Here is a 20,615-nt window from a genome sequence, read left to right on the forward strand (position 1 = left end):
GCCTAACCACTGGCGGGCCCGCGCAAGCAGTGGACCGCCCCGGAGAAGCCCCCGAGCCGGGACCCTGGGGGGAGCCTCGGCGGAGCACCCTGGCGCAGCGGCTACAGTCGGGCCCATGACCAAGTGGGAGTACGTCACGGTGCCGCTTCTGGTGCACGCGACCAAGCAGATTCTCGACAACTGGGGCCAGGACGGCTGGGAGCTCGTCCAGGTCGTGCCCGGGCCCAACAACCCGGAGCAGCTGGTGGCCTACATGAAGCGGCCGCTGTCGTGAGCGGGGCCGTCGAGGCGCGGATCGCCGAACTGGGCCTGAAGCTGCCCGAGGTCGTCCCGCCGATCGCCGCCTACCAGCCGGCCGTGCAGTCGGGCGTGTACGTCTACACCGCGGGCCAGCTCCCGATGGTGGAGGGCAAGCTTCCGGTGACCGGCAAGGTCGGTGCCGAGGTGACCCCCGAGGAGGCCAAGGCGCTCGCCGCTACCTGCGCGCTGAACGCGCTCGCGGCCGTGAAGTCGGTCGTCGGCGACCTCGACCGGATCAAGCGTGTCGTGAAGGTGGTCGGCTTCGTCGCCTCCGCCCCCGACTTCACCGGCCAGCCGGGCGTCATCAACGGCACCAGCGAGCTGCTCGGCGAGATCCTCGGCGACAAGGGCGTGCACGCCCGCAGCGCCGTCGGCGTGACCGTCCTCCCGCTCGACGCCCCCGTCGAGGTCGAGGTCCAGGTCGAGCTGACCGAGGCCTGATCCTGCCGTACGGCATGCCGTGAGCCGGCCGCCCCACCCGGGGCGGCCGGCTCTCGTGCGTTCCGGCGGGCCCTCGTGCATTCCGTTCGTTGCGCATAGCATCCGCCCATGTCGAATGGTCAGTGGTACCCGCCGGAATGGCCCGACCGCATCCGCGCCCTCGCCGCCGGCGAGCTGGTGCCGGTGACGCCCCGGCGCGCCGCCACCGTGCTCCTGCTGCGCGACGCGGAGGGCGGGCCCGAGGTCCACATGCTGCGCCGCCGCGCCTCCATGGCCTTCGCGGGCGGCGCGTACGCCTACCCGGGCGGCGGGGTCGACCCGCGCGACGAGCAGCCGGTGCGCTGGGCCGGGCCCCCGCTGGAGGAGTGGGCGGAGCGGCTGGGGCTCGACGAGCCGGCGCAGGCGCAGGCGGTGGTCTGCGCCGCCGTCCGGGAGACCTTCGAGGAGGCGGGCGTGCTGCTCGCCGGGGAGACCGCGGACACCGTCGTCGGCGACACCACCGGCGAGGACTGGGAGCGCGACCGGCAGGCGCTGGTCGCCCGCGAGCTGTCCTTCGCGGACTTCCTCGACCGCCGCGGCCTCGCGCTCCGTTCCGACCTGCTCGGCGCCTGGGCCCGCTGGATCACCCCCGAGTTCGAGCAGCGCCGGTACGACACCTGGTTCTTCGTGGCCGCCCTGCCGGCCGGGCAGCGGACCCGGGATGTCTCCGGCGAGGCCGACCGCACCGTGTGGACCCGCCCGGCGGACGCGGCCGACGGCTACGACCGGGGCGAGCTGACGATGATGCCGCCGACCATCGCGACCCTGCGCTCCGTCCAGCCCTGCGCCACGGCCGCGGAGGCCCTCGCGGCGGCCGGGAAGCAGGACCTGACCCCGGTCCTGGCGCACGCGCGCGTGGAGGGCGATCAGGTGGTGCTCACCTGGCCGGGGCACGACGAGTTCACCAAGCGGGTCGAGGGAGGCACCCCGTGACCGACGCCGCATCCCTGCCCGGTCAGCCGCGCGGGGTCGTCACCTCGGGGGCCGCGACCGAGCGGGCCGTGAACGTGCTCGCGCCCAACCCGTCCGCGATGACCCTGGACGGCACCAACACCTGGCTGCTGTCCGAGCCGGACTCGGACCTCGCCGTCGTCGTCGACCCGGGCCCGCTCGACGAGGGCCACCTCCGGCGCGTGCTCGACACGGCGGAGAAGCTGGGCAAGCGGGTCGCGCTGACCCTGCTGACCCACGGTCACCCGGACCACGCCGAGGGCGCGGGCCGCTTCGCCGAGCTCACCGGCGCGTCCGTCCGCGCGCTCGATCCGGCGCTCCGCCTCGGCGACGAGGGCCTGGGGGAGGGCGACGTGGTGACCGTCGGCGGCCTGGAACTGCGGGTGGTGCCGACGCCCGGCCACACCTCCGACTCGCTCTCCTTCCACCTGCCCGCCGACCGGGCGGTGCTGACCGGCGACACGGTCCTGGGGCGCGGCACCACGATGGTGGCGCACCCGGACGGGCGGCTCGGCGAGTACCTGGACTCGCTGCGGCGGCTGCGCTCGCTGACCGTCGACGACGGCGTGCACACGGTCCTGCCGGGCCACGGGCCGGTCCTGGAGGACGCCCAGGGGGCCGTGGACTTCTACCTGGCGCACCGGAAGAGCCGCCTCGCACAGGTGGAGGCGGCGGTCGCGGCCGGGCACCGGACGGCGCCGGAGGTGGTGGCGCACGTCTACGCGGACGTGGACCGCTCGCTGTGGCCGGCGGCGGAACTCTCCGTACGGGCCCAGCTGGAGTACCTGCGGGAGCGCGGCGCGCTCTGACGCGTCCGGAACCCGGCGGCGGGGCGAAGGGCCGGCTCCAGGCTCCGACCGGAGCCCCGGGGTGGGGCGAATGGCCGACTCCAGGCACTCCGGAGCGGCGAGAATTGCCGACCCCGGGAACTCCGCTGCCTCCCCGCGTGTCTTACGCTCCGCTTACATCAGGCCGCAGCTCTCGGGGGAATGCCCATGTTCGTCATAGCCATCCTGCTGGTCATCGCCGCGGTGGTGCTCTGGTTGGTCGGCCGGTCGCAGGACTCGACCGGCTTCAAGATGGGTGCCGTCGGCGCGCTGGTCGCCGGAGCCTTCTCCGCGATCGTGAGCATGACCTACGTGGTCAGCGCGTACGAGGTCGGCGTCCCGGTCGCCTTCGGCAAGGTCGGTTCGCCGATGACGTCCGGCATGCACGTGAAGTCGCCGTTCACCGACGTCACCACCTTCTCCACCCGCCCGGTCGACCTCAACCTCTCCGACAAGGACGTGGTCGAGGTCCGCTCCTCCCAGGGCGGTGTCATGTACGCCGAGGTCACGGTGAAGTGGGCCGTGGTCCCGTCCAAGGCCGTCGAGCTCTACAAGCTCGCGGGCAGCGAGGACGCCATCCAGCAGCGGCTGGTCTACCCGGACAGCCGCGAGATCGTCCGCAACGTCTTCGCCCGCTACACCAGCGAGCAGGGGTACGCCTCCGACCGCGAGAAGATCAACGCCGAGATCGCCAAGCTCGTCACGGAGCGCCTGGAGCCGCGCGGCATCGTCGTCACCACGGTGAACCTGCGGAACGTGAAGCCCTCGGACGCGCTCCAGGGCCAGATCGACCGCAAGATCCAGCAGCAGCAGGCCACCGAGCGGGCCCTGGAGGCGGCCCGTACGGCCAAGGCGGAGTCCGACCGGCGCCGCATCGAGGCGGAGGGCATCGCCCGCGCCAACAAGATCCTCAACGACTCGCTGACGGACAAGGTCCTCGCCAACCAGTGCATCGACGCCTTCAAGGAGGCCGCGGCGAAGAACCCGGTCTACGCGGTGCCCTGCGGCAGCGGCGCCGGCTCGACCCCGGTGATCGTGGACGGCAGCAAGCGCTAGGCCCGCGCCCGCCGATACGGAAGGGGGCCGCCCGGTTCGACCGGGCGGCCCCCTTCTCGTGCGTACGGATCCCTAGCGGGAGCGCTTCGCGAGGCGCTCCACGTCGAGGAGGATCACCGCGCGGGCCTCCAGGCGCAGCCAGCCGCGCTGGGCGAAGTCGGCGAGCGCCTTGTTCACGGTCTCGCGGGAGGCGCCGACCAGCTGGGCCAGCTCCTCCTGGGTGAGGTCGTGCACGACGTGGATGCCCTCCTCCGACTGCACGCCGAAGCGGCGCGACAGGTCGAGGAGCGCGCGGGCGACGCGGCCCGGCACGTCGGAGAAGACCAGGTCGGACATCTGGTCGTTGGTCTTGCGCAGCCGGCGGGCGACGGCGCGCAGCAGGGCGCCGGCCACCTCGGGACGGGCGTTCAGCCAGGGCTGGAGGTCGCCGTGGCCGAGGCCGAGCAGCTTGACCTCGGTCAGCGCCGTCGCGGTCGCGGTGCGCGGGCCCGGGTCGAAGAGGGACAGCTCGCCGATGAGCTCGCCGGGGCCGAGGACCGCCAGCATGTTCTCGCGGCCGTCGGGGGAGGTGCGGTGCAGCTTCACCTTGCCCTCGGTGACCACGTACAGGCGGTCGCCGGGGTCGCCCTCGTGGAAGAGCGCGTCGCCACGGGCGAGCGTCACCTCACTCATCGAGGCGCGCAGCTCGGCGGCCTGCTCGTCATCGAGCGCCGCGAAGAGCGGGGCGCGCCGCAGAACGTCGTCCACGAGTTCACTCCTACTGTCGACCTGCTCACGGGAACCTGGCTCCCATGATGCCGGACGTGCCAAACAGTGCGATCAATCACAACAAGTTTGACGCACCGGGCGCCATTGCCGAACGTCAGGGGCCCGATCGGGGTCCGATCGGCGGTGAGCGGGGCGGATGTCGGCCCCGGCCCCTAGGCTGGCCGGGTGTCCAACTCACCGGTGAGAACGCAGGCCAAGGGGGCTGGAAGAGTGTCGGCCGAAGGTAATTCCGCCGTGGGCGAACACGGCGCGTCGAAGCGGTCGAAAGCCGTGAATCGGAATGATTCGCCGTCGGCCGAGCGCCCCGCGGAGCCGCCTGCGGCGAAGCGGACGACCGGAGCGAAGAAGGCGCCCGCAGGGACGAAAGCGGCCGCAGCGAAGAAGGCGACCACGGTGAAGCAGGCGACCACGGTGAAGCAGGCACCCGCAGCGAAGCAGGCACCCGCAGCGAAGAAGGCGGCTCCGGCGAAGAAGGCGCCCGCAGCCAAGAAGGCGGCTCCGGCGAAGAAGGCCGCCGCCGCGAAGAAGGCGGCCGCCCCGAAGAAGACCGCCGCTCCCGAGAAGGCCGTCGCGACCGTCGCACCCGCCAAGGCCCGCACGGCCGAGTCGCGGCTCGGGATGGTGCGGCGGGCGCGGCGGATCAACCGGGAGCTCGCCGAGGTGTACCCGTACGCCCATCCCGAGCTCGACTTCCGCAACCCCTTCGAGCTCCTCGTCGCCACCGTCCTCTCCGCGCAGACCACCGACCTGCGGGTGAACCAGACGACGCCCGCGCTCTTCGCCCAGTACCCGACCCCCGAGGACCTGGCCGCCGCCGTCCCCGAGGAGATCGAGGAGCTGATCCGCCCGACCGGCTTCTTCCGCGCCAAGACCAAGTCGATCATGGGCCTGGCCGCCGCCCTCAGGGACGACTTCGGCGGCGAGGTCCCCGGCCGCCTGGAGGACCTGGTCAAGCTGCCGGGCGTCGGCCGCAAGACCGCCTTCGTCGTCCTCGGCAACGCCTACGGCGTCCCCGGGATCACCGTCGACACCCACTTCATGCGCCTCGCCCGCCGCTTCGGCTGGACCGAGTCCGACGACCCGGTGAAGATCGAGGCCGAGGTCGCCGAGATCTTCCCGAAGAGCGACTGGACGATGCTGTCGCACCGGGTGATCTTCCACGGCCGCCGCATGTGCCACGCCCGCAAGCCCGCCTGCGGCGCCTGCCCGATCACCCACCTCTGCCCCGCCTACGGCGAGGGCGAGACCGACCCGGAGAAGGCCGAGAAGCTGCTCAAGTACGAGAAGGGCGGCTACCCCGGCCAGCGGCTCAACCCGCCCGCCGACTACCCCGGCCGCCCGGCCCCGCCCGCGCCCGGCGTGGCCCCCGGGGCCGTACAGCGGCCCTCCGGCGCGCGGTGAGCGCGGCGAGGCCCTTCGCGGGCTGCGATCCACGACGCGCCGGGAACGAAGAGGCGGGGCGACGGCGTTGGACGAGTCGGGGGTGCTCATGACGCGCACGGACGAAGAGATCTACGGCCCCGGCACCGGCGGCCTGCTGGACCGGGACGGCCTGCCCGACTGGCTCGCGCCGGTCGACCGCGCCGCGCGCACCGTCGCGCCCGAGCAGCTGAGCCGCTTCCTGCCGCCCGAGAGCGGCGCCGGCCGCCAGTCCGCCGTCCTCGTCCTCTTCGGCGAGGGCGAGCGCGGGCCCGAGCTGCTCCTCATGGAGCGGTCCGGCAGCCTCCGGTCGCACGCCGGGCAGCCCTCCTTCCCCGGCGGCGCCCTCGACCCCGAGGACGGCGACCCGGCCGACGGCGGCCTGCTGCGCGCCGCCCTGCGGGAGGCCGAGGAGGAGACCGGCCTCGACCCGGCCGGCGTCCAGCTCTTCGGCGTGCTGCCCCGGCTCTACATCCCGGTCAGCGGCTTCGTCGTCACGCCCGCCCTCGGCTGGTGGCGCGAGCCGACCCCGGTCGGGGCCGTCGACCCCGCCGAGACCGCCCGGGTCTTCACGGTGCCCGTGGCGGATCTCACGGACCCGGCGAACCGCGCGATGGCCGTCCACCCGGCCGGCCACGCGGGCCCGGCCTTCCTCGTCGCATCCGCTCTGGTCTGGGGATTCACCGCCGGAGTGATCGACCGGCTGCTCCACTTCGCGGGCTGGGAGCGCCCCTGGGACACCTCGCGGAAGGTCCCGCTCGACTGGCGGTCATGACAGGCTGACCCCCCGGAGGCCGGAGACGGAACGGCGACCGGAAGAACGAATCTGCGAGGCTGACGACCGTGAACGTGCTGGACATCCTGCTGCTGCTCGCGGCCGTGTGGTTCGCGATCATCGGCTACCGCCAGGGCTTCGTGGTCGGCATCCTCTCCGTGGTCGGCTTCCTCGGCGGCGGACTCCTCGCCATGTGGCTGCTGCCGATCCTGTGGGACCAGCTCACCGACAAGAGCGAGGTCACCACCACGGTCACCGTGATCTTCGTGATGGCGGTCATCGTCTCGGCCTCCGTCGGCCAGGCGCTCACCACCCACCTCGGCAACAAGCTCCGCCGCCACATCACCTGGTCCCCGGCCCGCGCCCTCGACGCCACCGGCGGCGCGCTGGTCAACGTGGTCGCCATGCTGCTCGTCGCCTGGCTGATCGGCTCGGCGCTCGCCGGCACCTCGCTGCCCACCCTGGGCAAGGAGGTGCGCGGCTCCAAGGTGCTCCAGGGCGTCTCCCGGGTGATGCCCGATCAGGTCGGCGCCTGGTTCGCCGACTTCAGCTCCACCCTCGCCCGCAGCGGCTTCCCGCAGGTCTTCAGCCCCTTCGCCGACGAGCCCATCACCGAGGTGGTCCCGCCGGACCCGGCGCTCGCCGGCAGCCCCGTCGCCACCCTCGCCCAGCGCTCCATCGTCAAGGTCGTCGGCACCGCCCCCAGCTGCGGCAAGGTCCTGGAGGGCACCGGCTTCGTCTTCTCCGAGCGCCGGGTGATGACCAACGCGCACGTGGTCGGCGGCGTCGACGAGCCCACCGTGCAGATCGGCGGCGAGGGCCGGCTGTACGACGCCAAGGTCGTGCTCTACGACTGGCGCCGCGACATCGCCGTCCTCGACGTGCCGGACCTCAAGGCCACCCCGCTCCGCTTCACCGAGCGCGAGGCGCGCAGCGGGGACGACGCCATCGTCGCCGGCTTCCCGGAGAACGGCTCGTACGACGTCCGCTCCGCCCGCGTCCGCGGCCGGATCAGCGCCGACGGCCCCGACATCTACCACCGGGGCGAGGTGCGCAGGGAGGTCTACTCGCTGTACACGACGGTCCGCCAGGGCAATTCAGGCGGCCCGCTGCTCACCGAGGACGGCACGGTCTCGGGCGTGATCTTCGCCCGCTCCCGTGACGACGCCGACACCGGGTACGCGCTGACGGTCCAGGAGATCCGCGAGGACATCGAGCTCGGCCGTACCGCGAACCAGCAGGTCGACTCCGACAGCTGCGCCCTCTGACCCCCCCGGGAGGGGCTACGCGGTGTCGCGTGGGTGGCGGAGGCGCGCCGAGACCCAGCGGGCCCGCCGTCTGAGGATGCGTGAGATCCCGACCTGCCCGCCGGGAGCGCGGCCCTGCTCCGGCGGGCCTCCCCGCTCGCGTGAGCCCGGCCCGGAGGCCGAGCGGCGGTCGCGTGCCGTGTCACCGTAGTCGTGCGTCCAGCCCATACCCGGACGTGTGCCCGGGGTCCGGGCTCGGTAACCGTTCCGGGGCCCGCCAATCGGAGTATGCGCCCGGCACATGGCCGTTCGACGCAAACCCGTGCGGGCGCGTGCCCGTCCGGGAGGCCCACGGTCTGGCTCCGGGTTCAGCGGTCTGGCTCCGGGTTCAGCGGTCGGGATCCGGGTTCAGCGGTCGGGCTCGGGGTCCTTCAGCCAGTTCACGAGCTCGGTCGTGAAGGCGGCCGGGTCCTCCTCGTGCGGGAAGTGCCCCAGGCCGTCGAAGAGCCGCCAGCGGTACGGCGCCTCCACGTACTCGCCCGAACCGGCGGCGCTGCGGGTCCGCATCACCGGGTCCATCGAGCCGTGCAGGTGCAGCGTCGGCACCCGCACCGGCCGCTTCATGCGCCGGTTGAACTGGATGCCGTCCGGCCGGGCCAGCGAGCGGACCAGCCAGCGGTACGGCTCGATCGAGCAGTGCGCCGTGGACGGCACGAGCATCGCCCGCCGGTACGCGTCCACCGCTTCGTCCTCCACCGGGCGCGGGCCCGACCACTCCCGGATCAGACGCCCCACCAGTTCGGCGTCGTCGGCGGCCAGCTGACGCTCCGGCAGCCACGGCCGCTGGAAGCCCCAGATGTGCGAGCCGGCCCGGGACTGGGCGAAGTCGGAGAGCATCGCCGAGCGCCAGCGGCGCGGGTGCGGCATCGAGGAGACCACCAGCCGGCGGACCAGCTTGGGCCGCATGACGGCGGCGGTCCAGGCGAGGTAGCCGCCCAGGTCGTGGCCGACGAGCGCCGCGTCCGGCTCACCGAGCGAGCGGACCACGCCGGTGATGTCGAGGGCGAGGTTGGCGGGGTCGTAACCCCGGGGGGTGCGGTCGCTCCCGCCGACCCCGCGCAGGTCCATCGCGACCGCCCGGAAGCCGGCCTCGGCGAGCGCCGGCAGCTGGTGGCGCCAGGTCCACCAGAACTGCGGGAAGCCGTGCAGCAGCAGCACCAGGGGGCCGTCACCCATCTCGGCGATGTGGAAACGGGCGCCGTTGGCCGCGACGTCACGGTGGGTCCACGGACCGTCGAGGCGTACGGGCCCGCCGCCGGGGGTGCTGCTCTCGGGGAGGGTCATACGGACGAGCGTGCCACAGACTGGGCCTTGGTCATCGTCACCTCGGCGGCCGGGACACCCTCCGGACGGGGGTGCGGCTTCGCGTTCTGCATGATCGCGGCGGTCTGCTTGGCGGAGGCGATGGACTTCTCCGGCGGCTTGACCTTCTTGAACTTCGAGACCGCGACGAAGCCGAGGAGACCGGCGACGATCACGTTGAAGGCGAAGGACAGCAGGAAGCACCAGACGAGGTTCCAGCCGCCGTTGCCGTTGTGCCCGCCGGTCCAGGTGTTGATCGCGTACGCGAGCGCGAAGCTCAGCATCGGCAGCGAGAACAGCAGCACCACCAAGGCGCCGATGCCGAGGATGGCGCCCATGCCGCCGCGCTTCACGTCCTGCCGGAGCTCGGCCTTGGCCAGGGCGATCTCGTCGTGCACCAGTGCGGACATCTCGGCGGTCGCCGAGGCGACCAGCTGGCCGAGGCTGCGCTCGGTTCCGTCGAACGGGTCGCTCATCGCTCTCCCTCTCCTCTTGTACGGTCCGAGACTCTGTGTACGGTCCGCCTCAGATCATGCCGGACGGTCGGCCCCGTCGCGCGGTGCCCCCGCCAGTCGGGCGCGCTCCCGGTGCTCGGCGGCCTTCCGCTCGCAGATCTCGGCCATCCGGAGGTGGTACGCCTCGGTGCCCTCCTCGTACACGTCCGGGATGCCGTCCTCGTCCTCGTCCCGCTCCTCCTCGGTGACGAGGGCCTGGTATTTCCGGACGCGCAGCTTGAGGAGGAAGGAGGCGCAGACGGCGGCGATGAGCGAGCCCATGAGGACGGCGGCCTTCACCTCGTCTGTGAGGGCCGCGTCGCCCTCGAAGGCGAGCTCGCCGATGAGGAGCGAGACGGTGAAGCCGATGCCGGCGAGGGTGGCGACGGCGAAGACGTCCGGCCAGGACAGCTGGGGGTTGAGCTCCGCCTTGGTGAAGCGGGCGGAGAGCCAGGTGCCGCCGAAGATGCCGATCGCCTTGCCGACGACCAGGCCGAGGACCACGCCGAGGGTGACGGGCTTCGTGAAGACGTCGCCGAGCACCCCGCCGGAGACGCTCACGCCGGCCGAGAAGAGCGCGAAGAGGGGGACGGCGAGGCCGGCGGAGAGCGGCCGGACCAGGTGCTCGATGTGCTCGCCGGGGGAGTGCTCCTCGCCCTTGCGGGTGGTGCAGCGGAGCATCAGGCCCATGGCGACGCCGGCGATGGTGGCGTGGACGCCGCTGTTGTACATCAGGCCCCAGATCACCAGGGCGAGCGGGACGTACACGTACCAGCCGTGGACCTCCTTGCGGAGCAGGAACCAGAAGAGGACGAGGCCGGCGACGGCGCCGCCGAGGGCGGCGAAGTTCAGGCCGTCGGTGAAGAAGACCGCGATGATCAGGATCGCGAAGAGGTCGTCGACGACGGCGAGGGTGAGGAGGAAGGCGCGCAGGGCGGAGGGCAGCGAGGTGCCTATGACCGCGAGGACGGCGAGCGCGAAGGCGATGTCGGTGGCGGTGGGCACGGCCCAGCCGTCCATGGAGCCGCCGCCGACGGCGTTGACCAGCACGTAGACCAGGGCCGGGGTGGCCATGCCGCAGATCGCCGCGATGACGGGGAGGGCGGCGGCCTTGGGGTCGCGCAGCTCGCCGGCGACGAGTTCGCGCTTGAGCTCGATGCCGGCGACGAAGAAGAAGATCGCGAGGAGGCCGTCGGCGGCCCAGTGGGCGACCGAGAGGTCGAGGCCGAGGGAGGCGGGGCCTATGTGGAAGTGGGAGACCGACTCGTAGCTGTCGGGGAGGACGTTGGCCCAGACGAGCGCGGTGACGGCGGCGACGAGCAGGAGGACACCACCGACGGTCTCGGTGCGCAGGGCGTCGGCGACGAAGCGGCTCTCGGGGAGGGAGAGCCGGCCGAGGAACTTGCGGTCGTTCGTCGGGGTGGACACCAGGAACCTCCGGTCGGGTGGGCAGCACAAAGCACTTGCCGACCAGACTTCCCGGCGCACCTAGGTCTTCCTGTCGCGCCACTGACCTGACCCTGGCGCGATCTTTACCTTACCTAACGAGCTCGGGCTGCGTCCGGCGGGGTTCACTTTAGGGCGTTATGCGGCTTTCTTCTCGCGGAGAAGGCCCGCCCCGGGTGTCGGGGCGGGCCTTCGCGGTGCGGGTGCCGGGGCGCTCAGTCCTCGCTGGACGCGGCGGGCAGCTGCGTCTGGATGAGCGACATGACCGAGGAGTCGGCCAGCGTGGTGACGTCGCCGACCTGGCGGTTCTCCGCCACGTCGCGCAGCAGCCGGCGCATGATCTTGCCGGAGCGGGTCTTCGGCAGCTCGGCCACCGGCAGGATCCGCTTGGGCTTGGCGATCGGACCGAGCGTGGCGCCCACGTGGTCGCGCAGCTCGGCGACGAGGCTCTCGTCCTGGCTGGCGGTGCCGCGCAGGATCACGAAGGCGACGATCGCCTGGCCGGTGGTCTCGTCGGCGGCGCCGACGACGGCCGCCTCGGCCACCGCCGGGTGGGAGACGAGCGCGGACTCGACCTCGGTGGTCGAGATGTTGTGGCCGGAGACCAGCATGACGTCGTCGACGCGGCCGAGCAGCCAGATGTCGCCGTCGTCGTCCTTCTTGGCGCCGTCGCCGGCGAAGTACCTGCCCTCGAAGCGGGACCAGTAGGTGTCGATGAAGCGCTGGTCGTCGCCCCAGATGGTGCGGAGCATCGACGGCCACGGCTCGGTGAGCACCAGGTAGCCGCCGCCGCCGTCCGGCACCTCGTTCGCCTCGTCGTCGACGACGGTGGCGGAGATGCCCGGCAGCGGGCGCTGGGCGGAGCCCGGCTTGGTCTCGGTGACGCCGGGGAGCGGCGAGATCATCATCGCGCCGGTCTCCGTCTGCCACCAGGTGTCGACGATGGGGCAGCGGTCGGCGCCGATGTGCTTGCGGTACCAGACCCAGGCCTCGGGGTTGATCGGCTCGCCGACCGAGCCCAGCACGCGGAGGCTGGTCAGGTCGAACTTCGCGGGGATGTCGTCGCCCCACTTCATGAACGTGCGGATCAGCGTCGGCGCCGTGTAGAGGATGGTGACGCCGTACTTCTGCACGATCTCGAAGACCCGGCCCTGGTGCGGGGTGTCCGGGGTGCCCTCGTACATGACCTGCGTGGCGCCGTTGGCCAGCGGGCCGTAGACGATGTACGAGTGGCCGGTCACCCAGCCGATGTCGGCCGTGCACCAGTAGACGTCGGTCTCCGGCTTGAGGTCGAAGACGGCGTGGTGGGTGTACGCGGCCTGGGTGAGGTAGCCGCCGGAGGTGTGCAGGATGCCCTTCGGCTTCCCCGTGGTGCCCGAGGTGTACAGGATGAAGAGCGGGTGCTCGGCCGGGAACGCCTCGGGGGTGTGCTCGGCGGACTGGCGCCCGACGATGTCGTGCCACCACACGTCGCGGCCCTCGGCGAAGGCGGTGTCCTGGCCGGTGCGGCGGACGACCAGGACGTGCTCGACGGTCGGGCACTTGGCGACGGCCTCGTCGATGGCCGGCTTGAGGGCGGACGGCTTGCCGCGGCGGTAGCCGCCGTCGGCGGTCACGACCACCTTGGCGTCGGCGTCCTGGATGCGGGAGGCGACGGCGTCGGCGGAGAAGCCGCCGAAGACGACCGAGTGGGCGGCGCCGACGCGGGCGCAGGCCAGCATCGTGATCGCGGCCTCGGGGATCATCGGCAGGTAGACGGCGACCCGGTCGCCCTTGCGGACGCCCAGCTCGGTCAGGGCGTTGGCGGCCTTGGAGACCTCGTCCTTGAGCTCGGCGTAGGTGATCGCCCGGCTGTCGCCCGGCTCGCCCTCGAAGTGGATGGCGACCCGGTCGCCGTGCCCGGCCTCGACGTGCCGGTCGACGCAGTTGTACGCCACGTTGAGCTCGCCGTCGGCGAACCACTTGGCGAACGGCGGGTTCGACCAGTCGAGGGTCTCGGTCGGCTCGGTGGCCCAGGTCAGGCGCCTGGCCTGCTCGGCCCAGAAGCCCAGCCTGTCCGCCTCGGCCTGCTCGTACGCCTCCGCCGTCACGTTGGCGTGCGCGGCCAGCTCGGCGGGCGGCGCGAAGCGGCGCTCTTCCCGGAGCAGATTGGCCAGGCTCTCGTTGCTCACGACATCTCCCTTTCCCAGGGCGTCCTCTGTGCGTATGTGTCCCGCGTCATACCTCATCAGCCCGAGGCCCCGGGTGACAAGAGTCTCCGGGGAATTGGTTTAGACCTGTGAGTGTCTTGACGGGTGGGAGCCCCTCCCTCCCGAGCGGGGGGACGGAGGGGCCACACAGTCTCACGGAGCGGCGACGGGAAAGGTTCAGGACGCGCGGGCGGCGAGGGTCGCCGGCGGGACGCTGTCGAAGACGTCGTCGTAGCCGCGCACCTCGTCCCCGGAGAGCAGGTACGCCTGCGCCTCGCCCACGTGGAAGTACATCCCGTGCAGGGTGAGGCTGCCGTCGGCGAGCCGTCTCGCCACCGACTCGTACGCCCGCAGATGCTCCAGCTGCTGCACCACGTTGGTCAGGCACAGCTGCTCGACCGCGTCCGCCGGCAGCCGTCCGGAGATCCGCGCCCAGGCGTGGCGGCGGCTCGCCATCCGCTCCAGGCTCGGCCGGCCGTGCCGCAGCCAGCGGCGCAGCGGCGTCGCCGGATCGTCCGGCCCGGCGCCGAGCAGCGCCTGCATGGCACCGCAGCCGGAGTGGCCGCAGACGGTGATCGACTGCACCCGCAGGACGTCCACCGCGTACTCGATCGCCGCGGCCACCGAGTCGTCCCCGCTCTCCTCACCGGGCAGCGGCACCAGATTGCCGACGTTGCGCACCGTGAAGAGGTCGCCGGGGCCACTGGAGGTGATCATGCTGGTGACCAGGCGGGAGTCGGCGCAGGTGAGGAAGAGCTGGGAGGGTCTCTGGCCCTCCCGGGCGAGCCGGGCCAGCTCGTCGCGGACCAGCGGCGCGGTGTTCCGCTGGAACTTGCCGATGCCGTGCGCGAGCTGATGCCCCGTCCGCACCGGAGGCTTCTCGGCCGGGGCGAGCGGCGGCGCGGGCAGCTCGGCGCACTGGTGGTTGTGCCAGGGGGTCCAGGGGCGGCAGCAGGGGTGCTCCGGTGCCGGGGGCGGCGCGGAGCTCGTACCGGGGTCCGCCGCGGGTGAGGGGGCGCCGGGGGATTCGGAGATACGGCCTCCGGTGGGGCCGGTCAGCTCGACCGCGCCGCCATGGGCCTGGTGGGCGGCCGTCCAGTCGTTCAGCGTCTCGTACGCGGCATGGTCCATGAACGAGCCGTCGAGCTCCACCGTCACCGCCGAACCGGCGGGGATCTGGTGCAGGGCCCGGCTCAGCCGTGGGACGGCGAGGAAGGTCAACTGCCCGCGCACGCGCAGCAGCTGGCGCCCGTCGCGCTCCTCCCGGGTGATCCGGGTGCGGGCGAGCCGCTGCATCGAGACCGCGACCGCCACGGCGATCCCGAGGGCGACGCCCTCCAGGAGGCCGATCGCGACGACCCCGGTCAGCGTCACCGCGTACACCACGACCTCGCGGTGGCGGGTGACCGTGCGGATGTGGGTGATGCTCACCATCTGGATGCCGACGACCATGACGAGCGCGGCGAGCGCGGCGAGCGGGATCAGGTCGAGCACCGGTACGAGCAGCAGCGCGGCCAGCACGATCCACAGGCCGTGCAGCATCGTGGACGCGCGGCTGACGGCGCCCGCCGACACGTTGGCGACGCTGCGGACCGCGACCCCGGCGACCGGGAGGCCGCCGAGCGCTCCCGAGACCATGTTGGCCGCGCCCTGGCCGGCCAGCTCGCGGTCGAGGCGGGAGCGCGGGACGCCGTGACCGCGGTCGGGGCGGGCGGCGACCAGCTTGTCGACGGCGACCGCGGAGAGCAGCGACTGCACGCTGGTGACCAGGGTGATGGTCAGCACACCGGCGGCGATGCCGAGGACCGGACCCTCGGGCAGCCCCGGCAGGGCGTGGCTGCTCCAGGAGGGCAGGTCGACGCGGGGCACGGTGAGCCCGGCGGTCGCGGCGAGCAGGGTCGCGCCGCCGACGGCGACCAGCGCGGCCGGCGCTCTGCGTGCGAGGCGGCCCGCGCGGCCGGGCAGCCGCGGCCAGCCGAGCAGGACGGCGACGGTGAGCGCGCTGATGGCGAGCGCGGCGGGTCTGACGTTCGCCAACTGCGCCGGCAGACCGAGGACGTTGGCCGTCACGGAGCTCTGCGGGGTGCCGCCGAGGACGATGTGGAGCTGGGCCAGGGCGATGGTGACGCCGATGCCGGCCAGCATGCCGTGCACGATCGCGGGCGAGACCGCGAGCGCCGACCGGGCCACTCTGAGGGCGGCCAGGGCGAGTTGGGCGAGTCCGGCGAGGACCGTGATGGCACAGGTGGCGCGCCAGCCGTACCGCTGGATCAGCTCGGCGGTGACGACGGTGAGGCCGGCGGCGGGTCCGCTCACCTGGAGCGGGGAGCCGCCGAGCCGGCCGGCGACCAGGCCGCCGACGGCGGCGGCGACCAGTCCGGCCTGGAGCGGGGCTCCGGTGGCGAGGGCGATACCGAGCGAGAGCGGCAGCGCGATCAGGAAGACGGCGATCGACGCGGAGACGTCCGCGCCGGCGGGGAGGAGGCGGCGGGCTCCTCCGGGCGGGCTGTGGGGCCGCTGGACACGTGGTCGGTTGGGCGTGCGGGCGGGGGTGCAGAGGGTCATCCGGTCTCCTCGGGGCCGAACGGGTACCTCAACTCTTAGTAAACGAATCGTAATGGAGAGTAAAGTCTCCGGCATTATTTTCGGGGCAAACGGGGCAATGGTTCACCGGTTCCGGTGAACGGGTGGCGTATTGCCGCTTGTCGTTTCATCGCCCCGGCGGGTCGGGTGCGAGGTTGACGCCGCTCGCAGTTCGTGAGAGTCGTCGTCGCCAGAGGAGAGGTGGGCGGATGTCAGCCGCCGTGCGAGGAAGTACGTTCCGCGGGAAGGCGCTGGCCGCCGGCGCCCTGACCGTCGCCCTGATCGGCGGCCTGGCGGGCTGCTCGGAGCCCGCCTCCCCCGGTCCCGGCGCCACCAAGGGCGCGCCGGGAGCGGGGACGGCGGCCAAGAAGGGCCCCGCCGCCGCGCCGGAGAACCCGGTCCGGCTGATCGGCGACGGCTCCACCGCCTACACCGGCGCCCAGCCGCACCAGCCGACCTGGAAGAAGCTGAAGCCCGGAGAGGCCCCGCCGCAGTTCGTCGTCTTCTCGTGGGACGGCGCCGGAGAGGACAGCCAGAAGCTCTTCTCCCACTTCCGGAAGGTCGGCAAGAAGTACGACGCGAGCATGACGTACTTCCTCAGCGGCGTGTACCTCCTGCCGGAGGAGAAGCGGGCGATGTACGACCCGCCGAAGCACTCCGCCGGCCGCTCCGACATCGGCTTCAACGACACCGAGGGCATCCGTGACACCGTCCGCGAACTGCGCGGCGCGTGGCTGGAGGGCAACGAGATCGGCACCCACTTCAACGGCCACTTCTGCGGCGCCGAGGGCGGCGTCGGCACCTGGTCCGTGGAGGAGTGGAAGAGCGAGATCCGGCAGGCCAAGTCCTTCGTCAAGAACTGGAAGACCAACGCGGGCCTGCGCGCCGAGCAGCCGCTCCCCTTCGACTACGACAAGGAGCTCGTCGGCGCCCGCACCCCCTGCCTGGAGGGTCGCGCCAACTTCGTGAAGGCCGCCTCCGAGCTCGGCTTCCGCTACGACACCAGCGGCGTCAACGACCAGATCTGGCCGAAGAAGGACCACGGCCTCTGGGACCTGTCCATGCACCTCGTCCCGGTGCCGGGCCGCGCCTTCCAGACCCTGTCCATGGACTACAACTTCCTGGTCAACCAGTCGCCCGGCACCACCCAGGGCGACCCGGGCATGCACCGCTACTGGGGCGACCAGATGCGCGACGGCCTCGTCGAGGCCTTCGAACGCTCCTACCGGGGCAACCGGGCGCCGGTCATCATCGGCAACCACTTCGAGTCCTGGAACGGCGGCACCTACATGCGCGCCGTCGAGGAGACCATCGCCACGGTCTGCGTCCAGAAGGACGTCGAGTGCGTCTCCTTCCGCCAGCTCGCGGACTGGCTCGACGCCCAGGACCCCGCCGTCATCGCCAAGATGCGCACCCTGAAGGTCGGCGAAGCCCCCACCGGAGGCTGGCCCGCCTTCCTGGCGGCCCAGCCCCCGGCCCCCGCCCCCGCGAAGCAGCCCACCCGCAAGTAGCCGAACCGACCGACGACGGCGAGAGCCCAGCCGATCGGGTCAGCCGATCGGGTCAGCCGATCGGGTCAGCCGATCGGGTCAGCCGATCGGTTCGGCGATCGGTTCGCCGAGGACGAAGTCGGGGTCGATCTGCGCCGCCAGGTCGGCCCCCGTCTTCGCGTTGCCCCAGCTCTCCGCGTTGCGGAGGTGGAAGTGGACCATCTGGCTCGTGTAGCGGTGCCGGTCGCGGCGGGTGTACGAGGCGTCCGCCGCCTCCCACAGGGTCCGCAGCGCCCGGTGGTTCTCGGGCTCCAGCTGCTCGAAGCGCGGCGGGCGGCCCTTCTCCATGGCGCGGACCCAGTCGGAGTGGCCGACCGTGACGAGCAGGTCGTCGCCGACCTCCTGGCGCAGGAAGTCCAGGTCGTCCGGGCCCTGCACCTTGTTGCCGACGACCTTCAGCGCGACGCCGAAGTCCCGGGCGTACTCCTTGTACTGGCGGTACACCGACACCCCCTTGCGGGTCGGCTCGGCGACCAGGAAGGTCATGTCGAAGCGGGTGAACATGCCGGACGCGAAGGAGTCCGAACCGGCCGTCATGTCGACCACCACGTACTCGCCGGCCCCGTCCACCAGATGGTTCAGGCACAGCTCCACCGCGCCGACCTTCGAGTGGTAGCAGGCGACGCCGAGGTCCGCCTCGGTGAACGGCCCGGTCGCCATCAGCCGCACCTCGCCCGGGTCGAGCCGCACCCGCCGGGCGCACGCCTCGTACACCGGGTTCTCCTCGCGGACCCGCAGCAGCCGCGAACCCTCCCCGGGTGGCGTCGTCTTGATCATGGTCTCGGCCGAGGCGATCCGGGGGTTGCTGCCGCGCAGGTACTCCTTGATGAGCGGCAGGTGCGCCCCCATCGCGGGCAGCGCGGCCGCCTCCGCCTCGGTGAGGCCGAGCGCGACCCCCAGGTGCTGGTTGATGTCCGCGTCGACGGCGACGACCGGCGACTCGGTGGCGGCGAGGTGGCGGACGAAGAGCGAGGACAGCGTCGTCTTGCCGCTGCCGCCCTTCCCGACGAAAGCGATCTTCATGTTCACCTAGCGTAGTGGCATGAACGCACTGAGTGGTCAAGGTCTATGAAGAAGACCACTCCTTCGTGGGGCGGGCCCCCGGGGCGCGTAGCCTCCTTACCTATGAGTACGCACGCCTCTGACCCCTTGGCCGCCCTCGGTACCCTGCCGGGCGTCGCCGACGCGGTGGACTCCGTACGCAAGGCCGTCGACCGGGTCTACGGCCACCGTGTGATGCGCCGCCGCAGCAACGAGATCGCCCACGAGGCTGCGCTCCGCGGCGCCCGCGGCTCGGCCGCGCTCGCCGGTGCCGACTGGGCCCTGGAAGAGGTCCGCCGCCGGACCGACTTCAGCGCCGACCCCGAGGCCCGCACCGTCGGCGCCGCCCTGCGCCTGAGCGCCGAGGCGGGCGAACTGCTCTCCATCTGGCGCCAGTCGCCGCTCCGCGTGCTGGCCCGGCTGCACCTGGTCGCCGCCGGCGAGCACGAGCAGTCGACCGGCCGCCCCCGGCAGGCCGGCGAGACCGTGACCGAGCCGCTGATCGAGGCCCCGCTGCCCACCCCGGACGAGGTCGCCGCCCGCCTCGACGGCCTCGCGGAGCTCGTCGTCGCCGGCAGCGAGGCCCCCGCGCTGGTCGTCTCCGCCGTGGTCCACGGCGAACTGCTCGCCCTGCGCCCCTTCACCTCGCACAACGGCCTGGTCGCCAGGACCGCCGAGCGGATCGTGCTGGAGGGCAGCGGTCTCGACCCGAAGGGCATCTGCCCGGCCGAGGTCGGCCACGCGGAACAGGGCCGGGCCGCCTACGCGGCCGCCTTCGAGGGGTACCTCACCGGCACCCCGGAGGGCGTCGGCGCCTGGATCGCGCACTGCGGGCGCGCGGTGGAACTCGGCGTCCGGGAGTCGACGGCGGTCTGCGAGGCGCTCCAGCGCGGCGCCGCCTGAAAAGCCCCCGGACATGGGTTGCGGCGGTACCAACCTTCAGTACCGCCGCTGGCACGTCCACCCAGTTACCAAGCGTCCTCGATATGTGCCCATCAGGCGGGGTGCTTTGCCCTTCGCCTGGTGCGGCTGGCCCGTAATCGACGGGTCGACGTCGCGTGGGTGCCAGGTTTTTGTGCGTCAGGTCCGTGGGGCCTACATGCTCAACAGGTGATCCTCTCGGATGTCCCAGGTCTCGCGGGCCTGATTCCTTTCTACTCCTGTCCGCCGGTAAGCGAAAGTGGTGGGTCCGCTTCTTTCCGCTCTTTCCGGATCCTCGGAACCGGATCGCCCGAAAACGGGACAAGCGGTCAGCTCCCGGCGAGGACCGCCGCCGCGGCCCGGTGACGCCGCCGGGCGGCGTACCAGACGAGCCCCGCCGTCGCCGCCGCCGCGCCCACGGCCGCCGCGGCCATCAGCGCCGGACGCGGCGGCATCCGGAACTCCGGAAGCCGCTGCTTCAGCCGCACCGGGCGGTCGAACGCCAGCACCGGCCACTCCCGGGCGACCGCCTCGCGGCGCAGCGTCCGGTCGGGGTTGACCGCGTACGGGTTCCCGACCGCCTCCAGCATGGGGAGGTCGGTCGCCGAGTCGCTGTAGGCGTAGCAGCGGGAGAGGTCGTACCCCTCCGACTTCGCCAGCTCGCGGACCGCCTCGGCCTTCGTCGGGCCGTAGGCGTAGTACTCCACCTCCCCGGTGAAGCAGCCGTCCTCGCCGACCACCATGCGGGTGGCGACGACCCGGTCCGCCCCGAGCATCTCCCCGATCGGTTCGACCACCTCGGCGCCGGAGGTGGAGACGATCACGACGTCGCGGCCGGCGGCGTGGTGCTCCTCGATGAGGGAGGCGGCCTCGTCGTAGATGATCGGGTCGATCAGGTCGTGCAGGGTCTCGGCGACGAGTTCCTTGACCTGGGCCACGTTCCAGCCTTTGCAGAGCGCGGAAAGATATTCGCGCATCCGCTCCATCTGGTCGTGATCGGCCCCGCCGATCAGGAACACGAACTGGATGTAGGCCGTCCGTAGGGCGGCACGGCGGCTGATCAGTCCGCCCCGGTAGAAGGACTTGCTGAAGGTCAGGGTCGAGGACTTCGCAATGACCGTCTTGTCCAGGTCGAAGAAGGCGGCTGCGCGCGGCAAGGAGTGGTTTTCCACAACGCTGAGCATAGGTGCCCGCCATTCGGCGTAC

Annotated in this window: 19 protein-coding genes; 10 read left to right on the top strand and 9 right to left on the bottom strand. The window is 72.3% G+C overall.

The features are described 5' to 3' along the window. Positions 1-115: 115 nt before the first annotated feature. The 5 genes from HHL19_RS27735 (at position 116) to HHL19_RS27755 (ending at position 3,614) form a co-directional block, all read left to right on the top strand. A complete protein-coding gene (locus HHL19_RS27735) occupies positions 116-274 on the top strand; it encodes a DUF4177 domain-containing protein (RefSeq protein WP_169093077.1) in 159 nt (52 codons plus the stop codon). Beyond that, positions 271-741: a RidA family protein gene (locus tag HHL19_RS27740; RefSeq protein WP_169093078.1), complete on the top strand. Its 471-nt coding sequence runs from the start codon at positions 271-273 to the stop codon at positions 739-741. The genes HHL19_RS27735 and HHL19_RS27740 overlap by 4 nt, the downstream gene beginning before the upstream one ends. 108 nt (positions 742-849) lie before the next feature. Further along, positions 850-1,713: an NUDIX hydrolase gene (locus HHL19_RS27745; protein WP_169093079.1), complete on the top strand. Its 864-nt coding sequence runs from the start codon at positions 850-852 to the stop codon at positions 1,711-1,713. Then, positions 1,710-2,540 (top strand): MBL fold metallo-hydrolase, encoded by an 831-nt coding sequence (locus HHL19_RS27750; RefSeq protein WP_169093080.1) that lies wholly within the window; start codon positions 1,710-1,712, stop codon positions 2,538-2,540. Before HHL19_RS27745 ends, HHL19_RS27750 begins: the two co-directional genes overlap by 4 nt. A 186-nt stretch (positions 2,541-2,726) precedes the next feature. Then, positions 2,727-3,614 carry a prohibitin family protein gene (locus HHL19_RS27755; protein ID WP_169093081.1) on the top strand — a complete coding sequence of 296 codons (888 nt, stop codon included), beginning with the start codon at positions 2,727-2,729 and terminating at the stop codon, positions 3,612-3,614. A gap of 72 nt (positions 3,615-3,686) precedes the next feature. On the opposite strand, the gene HHL19_RS27760 is transcribed toward HHL19_RS27755, so the two are convergent. Continuing rightward, complete coding sequence (locus HHL19_RS27760) at positions 3,687-4,361, bottom strand: Crp/Fnr family transcriptional regulator (protein ID WP_030495802.1); 675 nt, start codon at positions 4,359-4,361, stop codon at positions 3,687-3,689. Positions 4,362-4,793: 432 nt separating this feature from the next. Here HHL19_RS27760 and nth point away from each other — a divergent pair, with 432 nt between their 5' ends. The 3 genes from nth (at position 4,794) to HHL19_RS27775 (ending at position 7,844) form a co-directional block, all read left to right on the top strand. Further along, complete coding sequence (gene nth / locus HHL19_RS27765) at positions 4,794-5,783, top strand: endonuclease III (protein WP_346768424.1); 990 nt, start codon at positions 4,794-4,796, stop codon at positions 5,781-5,783. A gap of 88 nt (positions 5,784-5,871) precedes the next feature. Further along, positions 5,872-6,576, top strand: coding sequence for a CoA pyrophosphatase (locus HHL19_RS27770; protein WP_169093083.1), 705 nt, complete (start codon positions 5,872-5,874; stop codon positions 6,574-6,576). Positions 6,577-6,644: 68 nt separating this feature from the next. Then, the gene (locus HHL19_RS27775; RefSeq protein WP_169093084.1) at positions 6,645-7,844 is read left to right on the top strand and encodes a MarP family serine protease; all 1,200 of its coding nucleotides are present in this window, start codon (positions 6,645-6,647) and stop codon (positions 7,842-7,844) included. Between the two features lie 15 nt (positions 7,845-7,859). On the opposite strand, the gene HHL19_RS37770 is transcribed toward HHL19_RS27775, so the two are convergent. From HHL19_RS37770 to HHL19_RS27805, 6 genes are all read right to left on the bottom strand, one after another. Next, a complete protein-coding gene (locus HHL19_RS37770) occupies positions 7,860-8,051 on the bottom strand; it encodes a hypothetical protein (protein ID WP_169093085.1) in 192 nt (63 codons plus the stop codon). Between the two features lie 180 nt (positions 8,052-8,231). Further along, positions 8,232-9,167, bottom strand: a complete 936-nt coding sequence (locus HHL19_RS27785) for an alpha/beta hydrolase (RefSeq protein ID WP_169093086.1) — start codon at positions 9,165-9,167, stop codon at positions 8,232-8,234. After that, a complete protein-coding gene (locus HHL19_RS27790) occupies positions 9,164-9,661 on the bottom strand; it encodes a phage holin family protein (protein WP_169093087.1) in 498 nt (165 codons plus the stop codon). Before HHL19_RS27790 ends, HHL19_RS27785 begins: the two co-directional genes overlap by 4 nt. Positions 9,662-9,715: 54 nt before the next feature. Beyond that, positions 9,716-11,110 (bottom strand): Na+/H+ antiporter NhaA, encoded by a 1,395-nt coding sequence (gene nhaA / locus HHL19_RS27795; RefSeq protein WP_169093227.1) that lies wholly within the window; start codon positions 11,108-11,110, stop codon positions 9,716-9,718. Between the two features lie 230 nt (positions 11,111-11,340). Next, a complete protein-coding gene (acs, locus tag HHL19_RS27800; protein ID WP_169093088.1) occupies positions 11,341-13,296 on the bottom strand; it encodes an acetate--CoA ligase in 1,956 nt (651 codons plus the stop codon). Positions 13,297-13,491: 195 nt separating this feature from the next. Further along, the gene (locus HHL19_RS27805) at positions 13,492-15,879 is read right to left on the bottom strand and encodes a SulP family inorganic anion transporter (protein ID WP_169093089.1); all 2,388 of its coding nucleotides are present in this window, start codon (positions 15,877-15,879) and stop codon (positions 13,492-13,494) included. 227 nt (positions 15,880-16,106) lie between these two features. On the opposite strand from HHL19_RS27805, the gene HHL19_RS27810 reads away from it, so the two are divergent. After that, a complete protein-coding gene (locus tag HHL19_RS27810; RefSeq protein ID WP_169093090.1) occupies positions 16,107-17,408 on the top strand; it encodes a hypothetical protein in 1,302 nt (433 codons plus the stop codon). A 78-nt stretch (positions 17,409-17,486) separates the two neighbouring features. On the opposite strand, the gene HHL19_RS27815 is transcribed toward HHL19_RS27810, so the two are convergent. After that, positions 17,487-18,470, bottom strand: coding sequence for an ATP-binding protein (locus HHL19_RS27815; protein WP_169093091.1), 984 nt, complete (start codon positions 18,468-18,470; stop codon positions 17,487-17,489). 102 nt (positions 18,471-18,572) lie between these two features. Here HHL19_RS27815 and HHL19_RS27820 point away from each other — a divergent pair, with 102 nt between their 5' ends. Beyond that, positions 18,573-19,391: a Fic family protein gene (locus tag HHL19_RS27820; protein ID WP_169093092.1), complete on the top strand. Its 819-nt coding sequence runs from the start codon at positions 18,573-18,575 to the stop codon at positions 19,389-19,391. Positions 19,392-19,738: 347 nt separating this feature from the next. On the opposite strand, the gene HHL19_RS27825 is transcribed toward HHL19_RS27820, so the two are convergent. Beyond that, entirely contained in the window at positions 19,739-20,593 is an 855-nt protein-coding gene (locus HHL19_RS27825; RefSeq protein ID WP_169093093.1) for an HAD-IB family hydrolase, read from the bottom strand. Between the last annotated feature and the right edge of the window lie 22 nt (positions 20,594-20,615).

Source organism: Streptomyces sp. R302, assembly GCF_012927245.1.
Taxonomy (GTDB): domain Bacteria; phylum Actinomycetota; class Actinomycetes; order Streptomycetales; family Streptomycetaceae; genus Streptomyces.